A 17,082-nucleotide genomic window follows, 5' to 3' on the forward strand; every position below is an offset into this window, starting at 1 on the left:
TCATTTATGGGGGGCATTTTATTTTAAATGTACTTTAACTGTTTCAGTTTATCATAGCTTAACGCAAGTATACGAAATCTTTACATTACTGTAACATTATATTAATAACGCTGTTCCACAAAGTGTATTTCAGTCATAATCGTAAAACTTTTTGATTCCATTTAGAACGTTTATAATAGATATAAGAAGATTTTGATAAATAAATTTATGCAGATGAGTGTGATGAAGTGAAACAGTATTCGAGACAGATTTTGTATAAAAATATAGGTGAGTCCGGACAGCGCAAAATTATGGATGCGACTGTGCTGATAGTCGGGTCAGGTGCATTGGGTTCGGTATCGTCAGAGATGCTGGCCCGGGCCGGGGTGAAAAAGATAATCCTGATAGACAGAGATTATGTGGAAGCATCAAACTTACAAAGGCAGACCCTCTTCACAAGGAAACATGCGGCCGAAAAAACACCGAAAGTGGTCGGTGCGAAAGAACGTTTGCTGGAAATACGCCCTGACCTTGAGCTGGATACTTATATCAACCATTGTGATGCGCCGCTGCTTGAAGCACTTGCGGCAGAGGCGGATATTATCCTGGACGGAACGGATAATTTTGATACACGGCTGTTAATCAATGATGTGGCCTATAAGCTGAATAAGCCCTGGGTGTATGCAGCGTGTGTGGAAGCGTCATACAGCAGCTGTGGCTTTATGCCGGGTGTAACGCCGTGCTACCGGTGTCTGGTGCCGGTGCTGCCGGCAACGACGCTGACTTGTGATACCGCGGGGATCATCGCCCCGGCGGTACAGATGGCGGTATCCGAACAGGTGACGACCGCAATCAGAATATTGACCGGACAGTTCGAAGCGCCGCATTATATGAGAATCGGGGATATTTGGGAATCTGAACATAGAAGGTTCGGCATCGATCAGATGAAAGAGGACTCATGTCCCTCCTGCGGTGACAACAGAACATATCCGGCACTCGATGCGCCGGCAGATCAGACGATGAAGCTGTGCGGCCGGGATACGGTGCAGGTAATGGATGACCGGATTTCCAAAGAAGCAGTGGATAAAGTGATTTCAAAATTAGGGGTAAAAGTAAATAAGACGCCGTATTTCAGTGAATTTTATTACGAGGATACGCGTCTGGTGTGCTTTAACAATGGCAGAATACTGATCCATGATACAGATGAGATGAGCAGGGTGAGAACTCTGATCGACCGTCTGTTCGGATAAATGCCGGTATAAAGGGGAGAGGCTGACATGAGCATTGTAGAGAAAATTGAAGGAAATATAAAAGTTGCCGTCATTACTGTCAGTGATACGAGAACGAAAGAGACGGACAAGGGCGGCAGACTGGTAATCGAATACTTAAAAGAAATGAATACCACAGTGGATGAAGAGAATCATTTTATCGTTGCCGATGATAAAGAAGAAATAACCAAGGCTATGGAGAGGCTGCTGGATAAGGATATCGATGCAATCATCACTACGGGAGGTACGGGAATCGCCCGGCGGGACGTCACGATCGAGGCGGTGAGGCCTTTATTCGACAAGGAAATTGAAGGGTTCGGGGAGATTTTCCGCATGCTCAGCTTTACAGAGGATATCGGTTCGAGAAGTATATTATCGAGAGCCGCGGCAGGCACATCGGGCCGGACAGTGATTTTTACACTTCCCGGCTCAACAGGGGCGGTGAAGCTCGCGATGGAGCGGCTGGTTGTGCCCGAGTTGAACCATTGTGTGCATGAGCTGAATAAGTAGATCAGCTGCGCTTATAATCCCCTGATTTTCCGCCTGTTTTTTCCATGAGCTGCGTTTCCCGGATGACCATGCCCTTATCCAGAGCCTTGCACATATCATAGACGGTCAGTGCTGCAGCGGAAGCGGCTGTTAAAGCTTCCATCTCTACACCTGTCTGTCCTTTGGTCTTTACAGTGGCTGAAATATGGAGCAGGTATCCGTCCTTTGTGTCCCATTCGAATGAAACATCGATACCGGACAATGGAAGCGGATGGCACATTGGGATAATCTGGTGGGTGTTCTTTGCCGCCATGATGGCAGCCACCTGGGCGACGGACAGAACATCCCCTTTTTTGACTGTGCCTTCTGTGATGCCCTTGTATATTTCAGGACTGACTTCAAGTATGCTTTTTGCGACGGCAGTCCTTACGGTCACGTCCTTATCGGAAACATCGACCATACGTGCTCTGCCTTCCTGATTGAAATGACTGAATTCTGACAATATCAACACCCTTTCTAGTACAATGAGTATAACAAAATAACAGCGATGAAAGTAGGAATACCATGACGATCAACCGTACACCCATCAGTGTTCAGGAAGCAGTCGGACGGGTGACAACCAACATAGAAACACTTCCTGAAGAAACCGTTTTGTATACAGAGAGCTACGGCCGGATATTATCAGAGGATCTGAGAGCGACAAATGATGTACCGTTGTTTACGAAGTCCGCCATGGACGGATTCGCAATCCGTGCATCTGACAGTACGGGGGCGAGCGGTGAAAACAGAATCGCCTTTAAAGTGACGGAAGAAGTTCCGGCAGGCAGCACCAGCGACTATGAACTGAAGGAGAATGAAGCATTCAGAATCATGACGGGGGCGGAAGTGCCAAAGAGTGCGGATGCTGTTGTGATGTTTGAACAGACAAAAGAAACAGAAGCGGGCTTTACACTCAGAAAAGCGTTTAAACCCGGCGAAAATATTGCGATGCAGGGGGAAGAGTGCAAGACGGATGAGGTCATTGTGCAGAAAGGGACATTCATCAACCCCGGAACTGTCGCAACACTCGCTACATTCGGTTACAGTCACGTGAAAGTTTACAGGCAGCCGGTCGTCGGCATCATGTCCACGGGCAGTGAGCTGCTTGATGTGGATGAATCGCTTGAGAGAGGCAAGATCCGCAATTCGAACGGACCGATGATTTTAAGCCAGCTGAAACGGATGAACATCGACGGCAGGCTGTATAAACTCGAAACGGACGATCTGGACACGCTTCTTTTACGTGTCAAGGAGATGCTTGAGGAAGTGGATGTCATCATCACTACAGGCGGTGTGTCTGTCGGGGATTACGACCATCTGCCCAAATTATATGAAGCACTGGGGGCAAAAGAACTGTTCAATAAAGTCGGCATGCGTCCGGGAAGCGTGACAACGGTCAGTTTCCTCGGGAGTAAGCCGCTGTTCGGCCTGAGCGGCAATCCATCCGCGTGCTACTCGGGATTTGAATTGTTCGCGAGACCGGCGCTTCTTAAAATGATGGGGCACGACAAAATCTATGCGCCGGTGCTGGAAGGAACGCTCGGTGAGGATTTTAAAAAGGCAAATCCGTTCACCCGCTTCATCAGGGCGGAAGTAGGGTATGTGGATGGTAAAGTCCACGCGCGTCCATCCGGTTTCAACAAATCCAATGCGGTGACTTCCATTGCGAAAAGCAACGGGGTGATCGTACTGCCCGGCGGAACGAGGGGCTATGAAAAAGGAGACGGCATCAAAGTCATGATGACGGATATGACGACAGGATCGGATCGTTTTGATATATGAAAATACTGCAGATCACCGGATATAAAAACTCGGGCAAGACGACAGCTGTGAATCATATGACCCGCTGGCTCAAGGGGAATAATCATTCTGTTGCAGTCATCAAGCATCATCATTCGGATGATGTCGTCATGACAAACAGGACGGACAGCGAGTCCTATACCCGTTCGGGCGCAGATTACAGCATACTGAATACGCCGAATACCAGCATGCAGGTAAAGCGGGAATCACCGGATCTGGAAGATCAGCTGGATCGCCTTAATAAAGCGGGCATTGAGTTTGTATTGATCGAGGGATATAAAGAGTTGGAATATCCCAAAGTATTTATGAGCTACTCCTTTAAAAAAGGACATACAAATGTTGATAATATCGGACTCCGAAATGTGTTAAAGACGTTTGATATACGGTATGATGGAGAAACAATCATGAATTGGTTTAAAGAATGGAGTTCTGACATATGAAACAATATGAAATCACAGAAGATCCGCTGGATATCAATAAATATCATGCATATACGATTAATGAAAGCCAGGGGGCCGTCTGCCTGTTCACCGGCCATGTCAGGGAATGGACGAAGGGTACGCGCACCGTTTATCTGGATTACGAAGCCTATAAGCCGATGGCTGAGAAAAAACTGGCGCAGATCGGTGAAGAAATCGATGAGCAGTGGCCGGGTGTCATCACAACGATTGCGCACAGAGTGGGCAAGCTTGAAATATCCGACATCGCAGTGGTGATCGCCACAAGCGCACCGCACAGAAAAGACAGCTACCGTGCCAATGAGTATGCGATTGAACGCATTAAAGAGATTGTTCCAATATGGAAAAAAGAAATATGGGAAGATGGCGAAGAATGGATCGGCGATCCGCGCCAGTATCATTCCAGTCTGGAGGAGAATCAGTGATGAATGTTTTACTTTTTGCCGGGCTTAAAGAAAAAATCGGGGACAGCAGAATCGCTCTGCCCGTCGAAGATGCAATCACAGCCGGAGATCTGCGGAACCTGATGTACACAAAGTTCCCTCAGATCGAAGGGGATGTTTTCCAGATTGCATGCAACGAATCATTTGTGAAGGATGGACATATAATCGAACTGAAGGATGAAGTGGCATTGATTCCACCGGTGAGCGGCGGATAATGAAAACGATCGGAGTGATTTTAGCCGGCGGGAATTCCACGAGATTCGGGGAAGATAAATCATTGTACCCGCTGGATGGAAAACCGATGTACCAGCATATTGCAGACAGCATCAGAAGTTCGCATACAGCAGATGAAATCATAGTGAGTACGAATGTCAGGCTGAAGACAAGTTTTGAATATGAGACAGTAGTGGATGACGGGAGATTTATGGATAAAGGGCCGCTCGGGGGACTGTTTGCAGCAGCAAGAGCATATCCGGACTGCAGGCTGCTGGTGATATCGTGTGATACACCGTATGTACCCCCTGCCTGGCTGAAAGAACTTCATGATGCAGCGGTTCAAAACAGCGATGCCATCATACTTACGAAAGCAGCAGACCATCTCCATCCATTGATCGGCGTTTATCAGGGCGGAGATCTGGGAGCGGCATTGGAGCGTCAGCTGAAAACGGGAAGACTGAGCATGAAAGCATTTTTTGAGAACAGGAAAACGATCGAGCTGGAAGCGGCAGGAAGCGGTGTTGAAGAGCACACGCTGATTAATATAAACCGTAAGACGGATTTACTCTGAGGAGGGGTGCAGTGGTTGAATCAATTACAGATAAACTTGGCAGACCGATAAGAGACCTGCGTATATCAGTGACAGACCGATGCAATTTCAGGTGCAGCTATTGTATGCCGAAAGAAATTTTCGGTGATGATTTTGAATTCATGAAAAGAGAAGAACTCCTGTCTTTCGAAGAGCTGGAGAGAGTGGCGCGCATATATGCTGAACTTGGAGTGAAAAAACTGAGGATTACAGGCGGGGAACCGCTTCTCAGAAAAGACCTCCATGAGCTGATTGCCAGACTCAATGATATTCCCGGCATCGAAGATATCGGCATGACAACAAACGGCATGCTCCTTAAAAAACACGGGCAGAAGCTGTATGATGCGGGATTAAGGAGACTGAACATCAGTCTGGATGCGATGGATGATCAGCTGTTCGGAGAAATCAACGACCGGGGGATCGGCACTTCACGCATTATTGAACAGATTGAGCACGCGATATCCCTGGGCTTCCGGATAAAGATCAACATGGTTGTCCAAAAAGGGTTGAATGAACATGAGATATTGCCGATGGCAAGGTTTTTCAAAACACTGCCGGTCACCCTTCGGTTTATAGAATTTATGGATGTGGGAAATGATAACGGCTGGAACTTCGACAAAGTCGTCACGAAAAAGGATATATTAAAAACACTGGAGGAAGAATTTGATCTGGAGCCTCTGGAGCCTGCATATTACGGCGAAGTCGCAAAAGTCTACCGTCATAAGGATGCAGAATCCCACTTAGGATTTATCACGAGTGTTTCAGAAAGCTTCTGTTCCACCTGTACAAGGGCGAGATTATCATCCGACGGCAAGTTCTACGGCTGCCTGTTTGCAACAGATGGTTTTGATATCCGCACACTGCTCAGGGAAGGCATCTCCGATGCGCGGCTCAAAGAGACATTAACCGGTGTGTGGAGTGAGCGCGAGGACCGCTATTCTGAATTAAGGACAGAGATTACAGCAGAACGCCGCAAACAGCGTAAAAAGATTAATATGAGTTATATTGGGGGATAAAACGTGGAGGGTCACTTCACGTTTTTTGTAACTGAGGAAGGAATATTATGAAGATTAATATACCCGCAAAACATCTGGTACTCTATGCATTGATGTGCCTGGGTGCCATCAGCGCCTTCATACTGTTTGGTCACAATCTATCTTTGATATTGGAAGATATAGTGATCGGCGGGAATGCGCCGGAGAGCACACGCGTAATATGGATGGCAGTGTTTTTCATACTGTTTACGATTATCACTCTGGCTTTTAAAGTGATCAGCCAGCACGTGGCAAATGGACGTATTGAGTCACTGGGTAAACAGATACTGGATAAAATCGATGACCGGACCGTGAAGTATTCAGAATCCATGCTGAATGCTGTATTCGTCCATCTTGAAAAATACCGGCCGTTTGAGAAAGTGTTCATCCCGACGGTCATTCAGACGATGGTGAAGCTGTGTGCAATCATAATCGCCATGTTCTTCATCCATAAAAATGCGGCGTTCATCATGATTTTCTCCGCACCGTTTATTCCGCTGTATTACATTTTGGTCGGATTGAAAACGGCAGACGAATCAAAAGCGCAGGCTGCACAATTCGATGAACTCGGGACTTTATTCCTGAATCTGATCCGCGGAAAGAACACAGTAAGGCACACGCAGTCGGAAAGTACTGTGATAAAACGGCTGAAGGCGTTCAATGCACGGTATGTAAAAGATACGATGAATATTTTGAAATATGCATTCCAGTCCACTCTGATGCTGGAATTCATCACGATTTTAGGCATTGGCCTGATCGCACTTGAAGTCGGGCTTCAGATCATTGTGTTTGAGAATATTACATTCTATGCAGCGTTCTTCACACTGCTGCTTGCACCTGAATTCTATAATGCGCTGAAAGTGCTCGGGATTGAATTCCATAACGGGAAACTTGCCCAGGGGAATCTGGAAATTATCGGGGAATGGCTGGAGAAGGAAACGATTCAGGAAGACTACCGGATACAGGACCTTGAAAACAATGCCATAGAACTAAAAAACATCACCGTCGGCCACGGGGCGGGGGCACTTCTGGAAAATGCAGAATTAAAGGTGCCTGAAACCGGCTTTACAGCAATTACAGGACCGTCGGGCATCGGGAAGACGACATTGCTGCGCACAATTTTAGGCCTGCATCCGCCTGCAGACGGCCATGTGCATATTAAAAATGATGATTTCGGCTATATATCCGACCAGGTGTATTTTTCAGACACCACGCTCTATGATTATGTATCTGACGGAGAATACGATGAGGAAGCGGTCATCGGTATTTTAGATCAGCTCGGTATGATGGAGAGCCTGAACAATCTGGAAAAAGGCATCCATACTGAAATTGTGAATCACAATATTCCGCTGTCGGGCGGGGAGATCGTAAGGTTGAAAATGGCAAGGGTGTTAATAAAACAGCCGCGGATCATACTTATGGATGAACCGACTGAATTTCTGGATGCAGAAACCGAACAGCTCGTTATGAGCCATCTGGAAAAACTGAAAGAAGAGGCCGCCATCATAGCGGTCGTCCACCGCAGGAAGCTTCTGAAGATTGCAGATCAGCATTACACATTATCAGATCAGCACATTGTGCCTCAAAAAGGAGGGCGATACTGATGGAATACTTGAAAAGGGAAAGAAAGCAGATCTTTTACAGTATACTCCTCGGCCTGGCCGGCGGACTCGTCGGTGTTGCGCTCTTCGGGCTCAGCGGCTACATGATCAGCCTGAGTTTCTTTGATCCGCCGTTTTTCATCATCATCCTGATCATTGCAGCGATTAAATTGTTCGGCATGATGAAAGGGGCATTCAGGTATATTGAACGTCTGCTGTCGCATGAAGCAACGTTCCATATGATAGGCAGACTGAGACTGAATTATTTTAAGAAATCACTGGCACTCGAAGAAGACACGCACAGTGTCAAATTCATCCAAAGATTAAATCAGCACTTTGACCAGGTGGAGAACTATTATATAAGAATCATCTATCCGTTTATTACAGCGGCACTTCTATCACTCATACTCGTACTGCTGGCATTTTATATCAATGTCCAGGTCGTGCTTGTAATGATTGCGGCATCATTGCTGCTCCTTTTTGTGATTCCGAAACTTTTTGAAAGTCTGACTTACAGAGAAGCGGAAAAAAGAGAAGAGACAGATGCGGCATTCTATATGAAACTCTACCATTACATCCATGACTACACTGAGCTGTTTGTAACAAAGCGCACTGAGCAGAATAAACAGAAAATGTATGGATTCCTGTCGCGCATTAAAAAAAGTGAAGATAAAAATGCAATGTATGAAAGTCTGATGAGCTGGACTGCCAATATCATCCAGCTTGCTGTGGTCATACTTGTCATTTTCATAATGTATCAGGAAACGTCACTGCTTGTGCCGATGGTCATGCTCCTTGTGCTCAGCTACTTCGACCAGGTCTTCCCGGTTATGGAACCGGCGAGCAATTACCGTACGGTTAAAAATGCGGTAAAGGAACTGGATACTGATAAAATGCAGGTGGAAAAAGAAACCGGCATCAGTACTGAAAAGAATATTGATAAAATAATAATAAACGATCTGGATTACCGGTATCCAGGCTCAAAGGCCAATGTTTTGAAAGATATTAATGTAACATTTGATGCGGGCAGGAAGCATGCAATCATCGGCAGCAGCGGATCGGGGAAAACAACATTGCTGAACCGTATTATAGAAGGCGATGATTCTATACGCTTATATAACAATGACGGAGAACTGGAGCGGGAGGCATTCATCAATAATGCGTCAGTAATGCCACAGCATCTCGATTTTTATAATGCATCCATAGCGGACAACATCACAATGTTCGGCCATATTAAAACATCAGTGGAAAATATCGAAAAAAGCCTGGAAGAAATGCAGATGGCATATTATACACCGGAGACGATGATCACCCACACCGGCAGACTATCAGGTGGGGAGCAGAAGCGGCTGCACTTCATCCGCATGATGATTGAAGATAACCACTGGTGGGTAATGGATGAACCAACAGCACGTCTAGATGAGGCACTTGGGGAAAAAGTCTGGAACCGTGTGCTTGATAAAGAAACAGTCATCGCCAGTACACATGACTTGAGCAGATTGGATGAATTTGATCAGATTCATTACATGGAGCGGGGAGAAATAATAGAATCCGGAAGTTACGCATCCCTAATGGCGAAAAAAGGTCCGGTCTATAGTGCTGTGGAGCGCTACGCAGATAATTTATAGTATTAGAACGGGTTAAATGCTAAGGTTAAGATAATTTAAAAAGAGTTCGGAAAGAAGTGGTTGAATGAAGAAAATAGCAATCGTAACAGACTCGGCGTCGGGATTGTCGCAGGAGTATATCGATCAGCATGACATAAAAGTGTTGCCGATGTCGGTAATTGTCGACGGCAAAGCATACAGGGAAAATGTAGATGCTTCTACAGAGGAAATATACAACATGCTGAAAAACAGTGGTGAAGGTGCCAAAACATCCCAGCCGCCAATCGGTGAGTTTATAGAAATGTACGAAGCACTTGATAATGACGAGGCTTACGATTCAATCGTGGCAATCCATGCTTCAAGTGAATTGACGGGAACCTACCAGAGTTCCCTGAGTGCGTCAGAAGATGTAAGCAAACCTGTTCATGTGATTGATTCCCGCATTGGAAGCTATCCACTTGGAAAAATGGTCAAAACAGTGGCCGAAGCCCGGGAGTCGGATGAACCCCTGCCTGATGTAGTGGAAAGAGTGAAAGATATGGCAGAAAACGCCCAGCTGTTTCTGCTGCCGCAGAGTTTCGGCCAGCTGAGGAAAAGCGGACGTGTATCGGCCTCCCAATCCATGCTTGCCTCACTCCTCAACATCCATCTGAAATTAATGTTCGATGATGGCAAGGTGGTTGTTGGAGAGAAAGTCCGCACAAAGAAAAAATTGGTCAATGCAGTAATGAACAAACTGGAAGAGCACGTAAAAGAAGATGCAGTGCGGACACTGGCGATTGTTCATGCCGGCAATGAATCATTGATCAATGAGTGGAAAGAACGCGTCGAATCCCGGCTGGGTGACCTGGAACTCATCATAGAGCCCCTCGTCCCTGTGGCCGGAGCCCATACCGGGCACGGTACAGTAGGATTTGGATTTATAAAAGGGTATTAAATCAGACGATTCGGAGCTGTTTCCGAATCGTTTTTATCTTTGATATATTTGTAAAGATAGCGTGTATAGGTAGCGAAGGTATATTAAAATATGGTAAAATACCCTTAATTATTACAAAAAACGGTAGGAGGTGACTACAATTGGGAAGGCGAATCTGAAAGCTGATCTGCAGAATAAAGTGTTGATAAATAGGATGATCCGTAAAGTAGAAAGCGCTTTTATAGAAGATTGTAGTCAAATATTACCGGAGGTGAATCCCTTTTAAAAAAGGGAACTAATTGGACATAACCACAATAGTAAATTTAGCATTATTCGTATTACTCATACTTCTTACAATGTTATTTGTAGGATCTGAGTTTTCATTGGTGAAAGCAAGAAAATCACGCATAGATCATTTGGTCGAAGAAGGCAGCAGACCAGCAAAACGGGTGCAGGGCATGACAGCACATCTGGATTATTATTTGTCTGCGTGTCAACTGGGAATTACAGTGACAGCCCTTGGACTTGGTTGGATAGGGGAATCAACATTTGAAGTCATCCTGCATCCCCTCTTCGACCTGTTAGGAATCCCGGCTGAACTCAGCACAGTATTTACAGTCGCAGCAGCATTTATGATCGTTACGTTCATCCACGTAGTCGTCGGTGAACTTGCACCTAAAACAGTTGCGATCCAGTATGCTGAAAAAATGGCTATGACATTATCAGGCCCATTATATTTCTTCGGCGTTGTGATGAAACCGCTCATCTGGTCGATGAACGGTACATCAAGACTGCTGCTCAGAATAATAGGGTTCAAGGTGATGCCGACAGAGCAGGCCCATTCGGAAGATGAGCTGAAAATCATTATGACCCAGAGTTATCAGAGTGGGGAAATCAACCATACAGAGCTCGCTTATATGCAAAATATTTTCTCGTTTGATGAAAGGCTCGCTAAAGATATCATGGTGCCGAGAACGCAGATGATCACACTGACAGATCCGGTGAACATCGATGATGTACTCGAGACTGTCAAAGAACATAACTACACAAGGTATCCTGTCGCAGATTCAAGCGGAGACAAGGACCAGATCATCGGGTTTATCAACGTCAGGGAGTTCCTTACAAATCACGTATCGGATGAAGACGTCACACCGGAAGAGTATATCCACGATCTGCCGCTTATTACAGAAGTATCACGCATCAGCGATGCATTGATCAAAATGCAGAAAGAACGCGTGCACATTGCACTCATCATCGATGAGTACGGCGGAACAGCGGGTATGATAACGATGGAAGACATACTGGAAGAGATTGTCGGGGAAATCCGTGATGAGTTTGATGAAGATGAAGAACCGGAACTTGTAAAAGTGGAAGATAACATCTACCATATCAACGGCCGCGTACTGCTTGATGATCTGGAAGAAAAATTCGACATCAGATTTGATAAAAGTGATGATATCGATACAATTGGTGGCTGGCTGCAAAGCATCAATACAGATATAGAAGTGGATGATTATGTTAATACTGAAAAAGACAAGTGGATCGTACTTGATATGGAAAATCACCTGATTAAACAGGTCGCACTGCTAAAAGATTACAACCAATTATCTGCAAATGAAAGAAATATGGAAAAAGACTAAATCAAAATGAGGTACGGACAAAGGTCCGCACCTCATTTTTAATTTGTATGTGCTTCTAAATATCTGTAGATGTCATAATCCAGGTAATTTCTTAGTATCATATTCAGCCTTACTGTTGGTATAGCTTTTTCACCATTTTCCATTGTTGTTTCCTGTACTGTGGAAAAATCAATGTCAGCTTTTCCAAGGTAGTAGGAGTCAGTACCTTCGTCATCATTCTTTTTCACGAAAATATAGATAGGGATATCATCCTCCCTATGGCCATTTAAAACACTTTTGACGTCTTTAGATTTAAGAGTTCTATTATTCTTGAAGTACCATTGGAGAATATGTTGGTCTAAAAACTTGTCATCATATTTCAAGGAGTCTTCAATGTTCTCGTCTTTTTCATATTTTATAAATACAGGGATAGTTTCATGTTTATTCCGATAACCATACATAGTAGAACTTTCATCCTTATCCCAATTTAATAAACGACATACATCTTGACGACTATATTTTTTGTACAGTGTTAATTGTTCTGAATGGTTATATTGGTGAGAATTCAAGAATGATAGTTTTAATACATCTTCTATTTGCTGCCTTATGAAACCATTTTTTAGAGCATCGTTGAATTCGTCAGTAATATTAATGAATCCGTCTTTAATTTCTAAAAGTGGATAACCATATTTCTTCCGGTTTGGTTCTGTAAAGAAATAATGGGTCAACACACCAATAATGGAATCCATTGTCTGGTCGGTCATATGGTAGCCTTCTTTGATCATCTTCAATTGAAATTCTCTGATATTGACCGGACCCTCCATCGCATCAAGTAATAATAACGTTTCCTGTACCCGCTTCCCTTCTGATATTTCCTGGGAAATAAATGTAAGTATGCGATGATCTCTATCAGATAGGGTGATATCTACTTCTTTTATCTTCTGTAAAAATTCGATGTAATGGTTATACTTGCTGAAAATGATCAACGGATCCATGACATCCAGATCTTTATGGAAATCTATGATCGCCGGCGTATGCCCAATCTTATTCTTTAGATAAATATACATTTCCCGCATGAATTTCTGACTGTTCAGTGTGGAAGTATTGATGGATTGATAAATTTTCTCTTTGGCAATCTTTTCAAAGTTGATCGTCGTTACACCGGAGATGGTATTCCGTGCATTGACCGACTTCCTTAATTTATCCTTGTTGTATGATTTGTCCCCGGTTAGGGCCACAGGAATCATATAGTTATTTTTATAGTTGCCGATAAAATCGATAACAGTCAAGTAATCCTTATCTTCATGCTTCCTCAGTCCCCGCCCGAGTTGCTGAACGAAAATGATGCTGGACTGTGTTTGCCTTAGCATGACGACTTGGTTGATGGAGGGTATATCGACCCCTTCATTGAATATATCTACCGTTATAATATAATCCAGCTGGCTGGACTCGAGTTTTGCGACTGCATTTCTCCGGTCGTCCTGCGAATCTTTTCCAGTGAGAGGGAGGGTTTTGTAACCCCTCCCGTTTAGCATATTGCTTATCTCCGTTGCTTCATTCCGATTGGAAACAAACATGAGTCCCCGGCGTTCCTCACCTGCATGGCCGTAGTATTCAATCTTTTCGATGATATGATTGATCCGCTCGTGACTAACAAGTTGAGTGAGGGATGTTGTCTCGTCGATCACAACGCCATCCCTTTCATAATCTGTAACACCGAAATAGTGGAATGGGGACAGTATTTCTTCTTCCAAAGCACGTTGCAGGCGGATCTCATAAGCAATGTTGTAGTCGAATAAAGAAAATATATCCGCATCATCTGTCCTTTCGGGTGTAGCGGTCATTCCAACTAAAAATTCAGGCTTTAGATAGTCGATGATTTTCTTGTATGTTGATGCACTGGAACGATGGGCTTCGTCAATGATGATGTAGTCGAAATCATCCGGATTGAATTGTTCTAAGTTGGCCGTTTTGGAAAGCGTCTGTACTGTAGCGAACAAGTATTTGGCACCCGTTTCCTTTTGGTTACCGCTGTAGACGCCAAACTCGGAATCATCCTCTTTAATCAATGAAGAGAAGTCACTTTTGGACTTGATCAAGATTTGTTCTCGATGTGCTAGAAACAACATTCTTTTTGGTTTATACTGCTTTACATCAAAGGCGGCCAGATAAGTTTTACCCGTACCTGTTGCAGATATCACCAATCCTTTATCTTTACCTTCAACACGAAGATTCCTCAGCTGATGCAATGCTTCTTTCTGCATTAAGTTCGGTTCGATTTTATCCTTAACGGCAGATTTATATTCGTATTTTGACTGATCTTCAATAATCTGAATGATTTTTCTGCGTTCAGGCTGCTCTACATATTCCGCTTCATATTTTTCAATCCATGTCTCATCAATGGGAGTGGCATTCCCCCACAGCATTTCGAAACTCTCATTGAAATGGTTGATGACCTCCCCGTTTTCCAGGCTGGTCAGCTTTAAATTGTATTCATAATTTTTCTTCAGTGCTGTGTCTGTCAGGTTTGAACTCCCGATGAACATGGCACTGTATCTTCTATTATTGAATATGTAACCCTTTGCGTGAAAACCTTCCTGGCTGGTAACCTTTACTTCGACATTTTCCAGTTTCAGAAGCTCTTTAAAAACTTTGGGCTTATTAAAATTTAAATATGTAGAAGTTACTATCCGGCCTTTGACATTCCGTTTAGCCAGTTCAAAGAGCGTCGACTTCAAAGTAGCAAGCCCGCCTTCTGTAATAAAAGCGACAGAAATCACAAATGAATCACAGATTTCCATCTCATCTAGTATGGGGGATAGAATATTTTCTTCACTGGAATTGATGATCAGCTTTGGAGGATGGTGTGCAATTTTATTGGAATTCTGATCCAAAAACCCTCTCTCGTACGCATTCAAAAGATTATCGTGATTGAGCTGCATTTAAACGCCTACTTTCTAAATCAGGATTACATCAATTATAAGGAAAGAAGTGCCCTTTTAAAAGATCAGCGTCATTTATTTTCAGAAATTTCCAATTAGATACGGTATATTATGGTAAAATATTTCTAATAACATAAGGGGTGTGTATATGGGTATATTAGAATTTCTTGCTACAGTAATACCTGTTGTAATGGTATTTTCTATTCCATTATATGCGATGTCCAGAAGTTTCAAGCAAAAGGATAAGAAGTTGGAGCTGAAAGAATTGGAAGACCAGAAAGAATTGGAACGGTTGAAACAGGAAAACTTTCTTCTCGAGAATAAACAGATGCAGATTGAACTCGATAAATTAAAAAAAGAACGGGAAGAGCGTTCGCTTAATCAGCCAAAGAACGAACGTTGGTTAATCGAAGAAACGAAAGAAGAGGAGTTATGACAGAAAGATCCCCTCAAGAGTTAAACTCTTGAGGGGATCTCCATGTCCATGCTAATTTGTCTTATGCTTTGTTGCCGCCGATTGCTTTCATGATGAATGATACAATTAAGATTAAAATAATTGCACCGAGTAAACCACCAATGATACTTACGCCGCCAACTGTAGGACCGAAGCTAAGTCCTAGCGCATTTGCGATTGAAGCACCGATTAAACCGGCGATAATGTTACCAATGATACCGAACGGTACATCTTTACCTAAAATAAGACCTGCAAGCCAACCGATGATACCGCCTACGATTAAAGTAATAATCCAACCCATTATCAATTCCTCCTTAAATACTAATTACTAAATAATAAATGCTTTATGGTTGTTCTAGTTAGTAAATTCCCATATTTGATGAGAGTTAAACAAAAAAATTAAAGTTTAGACGCGATTTGCATTAAGCCGGTCTTCTTTTTTGTATCTGTTCATCATGACCAGGAAGAGTATCAGGGCGATGGTGACGCTTACTGCGCTCGTGAAGTAGATTGTACTGTAACCGAATGCTTCTGCAACGAATCCATATGACATTGCCCCGAATCCTACCCCCAGATCGAACGCCGAGAAGTATGTCGCATTCGCCATGCCGCGCCTGTTGTTTTCCACGCGGTTAACTGCCCATGCCTGCAGGGCGGGCTGCACACAGCCGAAGCCGAATCCATATAATGCAGCGGCGATGAATAGATATGACGGGCTTGGCAAAAAGCCTAGCATTATCATGGCGATGATGATTGTAATTGATCCCGGTATAAATACCACGGCGATTCCTTTTTTATCATACAGGCGTCCGGCAATTATTCTGGACAGCATTAAAAATGCCGCATATATCATGAAGTAGAATTGAATATACTGTGAATCGAATCCTTTTTCGAAAGTATAAACCGGAAGGAACGTTGCGATTCCGCCAAATGTGACAGTGATAAAGAACAACAGGGAAGCGGCGGGTAAAGCGCGTTTTTCTACGATATCAAACCTAGGGACATACGTGTCTTTTGTTTTTTGGCTTTGATCCGGGGTGTCTGCTTTCTTATATTTGATGTTGGAAGCAAGGATGAGTGCGATGAACCCGAGTCCGCCACAGATGCTGAAGAGCATTGTAAAGGATATGTGATCTGTTAAAAAGAGTCCGAGCGCAGGACCGAATGCAAGTGCGATATTACCGCTGAGTCCATAATAGCCGAGTCCTTCTCCCCGTCGTTTTCTGGGAACAAGGTCGGTTGCGATTGTGCCGGAGGATGTGCTTGAAAGTCCCCATCCGGCCCCCTGCATGATTCTGACCAGAAGCAGAATGGTGATTGTATAACTGACGGCCAGAGAAAACATTGAAATCACAAAGATGATAAGACCCGTGATAAAGACCGGGGCCCGGCCTTTTGTATCCAGAAGTTTCCCGGCTGTGGGCCTGACAAGGAGTGCCGAGAAAGTAAAAATACCGACTACGATACCGATCCAGCGGTCACTTGCCCCAATTTCCTGTACAAAGAGCGGCAGCGTCGGCAGCGTCATCTGGAATGCGGTGAAAATGAAAAAGTTGACGATAACGATAAGTATAAAGTCCTTCGTCCATATTTTCTCTTTCGTTTCTGTCATTTAATTTCAACCTTCT

At 44.0% G+C, this 17,082-nt stretch carries 17 protein-coding genes; 13 read left to right on the forward strand and 4 right to left on the reverse strand.

All coding sequences use genetic code 11. From position 1 onward, the window contains the following. The first annotated feature begins 227 nt into the window (after positions 1-227). Both ACKRAT_RS02050 and ACKRAT_RS02055 read left to right on the forward strand, forming a co-directional pair. Entirely contained in the window at positions 228-1,229 is a 1,002-nt protein-coding gene (locus ACKRAT_RS02050) for a ThiF family adenylyltransferase (RefSeq protein WP_411843454.1), read from the forward strand. Between the two features lie 27 nt (positions 1,230-1,256). Continuing rightward, on the forward strand, positions 1,257-1,757 hold the full coding sequence (locus ACKRAT_RS02055) for a molybdenum cofactor biosynthesis protein B (RefSeq protein WP_411843455.1): 501 nt from the start codon (positions 1,257-1,259) through the stop codon (positions 1,755-1,757). A 1-nt stretch (position 1,758) separates the two neighbouring features. Here the strand turns inward: ACKRAT_RS02055 and moaC are convergent, their stop codons facing one another. Next, on the reverse strand, positions 1,759-2,238 hold the full coding sequence (gene moaC / locus ACKRAT_RS02060; RefSeq protein ID WP_411843456.1) for a cyclic pyranopterin monophosphate synthase MoaC: 480 nt from the start codon (positions 2,236-2,238) through the stop codon (positions 1,759-1,761). A 62-nt stretch (positions 2,239-2,300) separates the two neighbouring features. Between moaC and glp the strand changes: the two genes are divergently transcribed. The 10 genes from glp to ACKRAT_RS02110 all read left to right on the forward strand — a co-directional run bounded on the left by glp (position 2,301) and on the right by ACKRAT_RS02110 (position 12,079). Continuing rightward, complete coding sequence (glp, locus tag ACKRAT_RS02065) at positions 2,301-3,557, forward strand: gephyrin-like molybdotransferase Glp (RefSeq protein ID WP_411843457.1); 1,257 nt, start codon at positions 2,301-2,303, stop codon at positions 3,555-3,557. Next, positions 3,554-4,015, forward strand: coding sequence for a molybdopterin-guanine dinucleotide biosynthesis protein B (mobB, locus tag ACKRAT_RS02070; RefSeq protein ID WP_411843458.1), 462 nt, complete (start codon positions 3,554-3,556; stop codon positions 4,013-4,015). Before glp ends, mobB begins: the two co-directional genes overlap by 4 nt. After that, positions 4,012-4,458 (forward strand): molybdenum cofactor biosynthesis protein MoaE, encoded by a 447-nt coding sequence (locus ACKRAT_RS02075; RefSeq protein WP_411843459.1) that lies wholly within the window; start codon positions 4,012-4,014, stop codon positions 4,456-4,458. Before mobB ends, ACKRAT_RS02075 begins: the two co-directional genes overlap by 4 nt. Next, positions 4,458-4,691 carry a MoaD/ThiS family protein gene (locus ACKRAT_RS02080; protein WP_411843460.1) on the forward strand — a complete coding sequence of 78 codons (234 nt, stop codon included), beginning with the start codon at positions 4,458-4,460 and terminating at the stop codon, positions 4,689-4,691. The genes ACKRAT_RS02075 and ACKRAT_RS02080 overlap by 1 nt, the downstream gene beginning before the upstream one ends. Continuing rightward, positions 4,691-5,263 (forward strand): molybdenum cofactor guanylyltransferase, encoded by a 573-nt coding sequence (locus ACKRAT_RS02085; RefSeq protein ID WP_411843461.1) that lies wholly within the window; start codon positions 4,691-4,693, stop codon positions 5,261-5,263. The genes ACKRAT_RS02080 and ACKRAT_RS02085 overlap by 1 nt, the downstream gene beginning before the upstream one ends. Before the next feature lie 11 nt (positions 5,264-5,274). Beyond that, positions 5,275-6,297 (forward strand): GTP 3',8-cyclase MoaA, encoded by a 1,023-nt coding sequence (gene moaA, locus ACKRAT_RS02090; RefSeq protein ID WP_411843462.1) that lies wholly within the window; start codon positions 5,275-5,277, stop codon positions 6,295-6,297. Between the two features lie 47 nt (positions 6,298-6,344). Continuing rightward, a complete protein-coding gene (locus ACKRAT_RS02095) occupies positions 6,345-7,919 on the forward strand; it encodes an ATP-binding cassette domain-containing protein (RefSeq protein ID WP_411843463.1) in 1,575 nt (524 codons plus the stop codon). After that, on the forward strand, positions 7,919-9,544 hold the full coding sequence (locus ACKRAT_RS02100; protein WP_411843464.1) for an ATP-binding cassette domain-containing protein: 1,626 nt from the start codon (positions 7,919-7,921) through the stop codon (positions 9,542-9,544). Before ACKRAT_RS02095 ends, ACKRAT_RS02100 begins: the two co-directional genes overlap by 1 nt. 64 nt (positions 9,545-9,608) lie before the next feature. Beyond that, complete coding sequence (locus ACKRAT_RS02105; protein WP_411843465.1) at positions 9,609-10,460, forward strand: DegV family protein; 852 nt, start codon at positions 9,609-9,611, stop codon at positions 10,458-10,460. Positions 10,461-10,738: 278 nt separating this feature from the next. Further along, complete coding sequence (locus ACKRAT_RS02110; RefSeq protein WP_411843466.1) at positions 10,739-12,079, forward strand: hemolysin family protein; 1,341 nt, start codon at positions 10,739-10,741, stop codon at positions 12,077-12,079. Positions 12,080-12,117: 38 nt separating this feature from the next. On the opposite strand, the gene ACKRAT_RS02115 is transcribed toward ACKRAT_RS02110, so the two are convergent. Further along, the gene (locus ACKRAT_RS02115; protein ID WP_411843467.1) at positions 12,118-15,000 is read right to left on the reverse strand and encodes a DUF3427 domain-containing protein; all 2,883 of its coding nucleotides are present in this window, start codon (positions 14,998-15,000) and stop codon (positions 12,118-12,120) included. Between the two features lie 148 nt (positions 15,001-15,148). On the opposite strand from ACKRAT_RS02115, the gene ACKRAT_RS02120 reads away from it, so the two are divergent. Beyond that, entirely contained in the window at positions 15,149-15,436 is a 288-nt protein-coding gene (locus tag ACKRAT_RS02120) for a hypothetical protein (RefSeq protein ID WP_411843468.1), read from the forward strand. Positions 15,437-15,497: 61 nt separating this feature from the next. On the opposite strand, the gene ACKRAT_RS02125 is transcribed toward ACKRAT_RS02120, so the two are convergent. Together ACKRAT_RS02125 and ACKRAT_RS02130 are read right to left on the reverse strand one after the other, a co-directional pair. Then, entirely contained in the window at positions 15,498-15,755 is a 258-nt protein-coding gene (locus tag ACKRAT_RS02125; protein ID WP_411843469.1) for a GlsB/YeaQ/YmgE family stress response membrane protein, read from the reverse strand. A gap of 105 nt (positions 15,756-15,860) precedes the next feature. Then, entirely contained in the window at positions 15,861-17,066 is a 1,206-nt protein-coding gene (locus ACKRAT_RS02130; protein WP_411843470.1) for an MFS transporter, read from the reverse strand. Between the last annotated feature and the right edge of the window lie 16 nt (positions 17,067-17,082).

Source organism: Salinicoccus sp. HZC-1 (assembly GCF_046736035.1).
Classification (GTDB): domain Bacteria; phylum Bacillota; class Bacilli; order Staphylococcales; family Salinicoccaceae; genus Salinicoccus.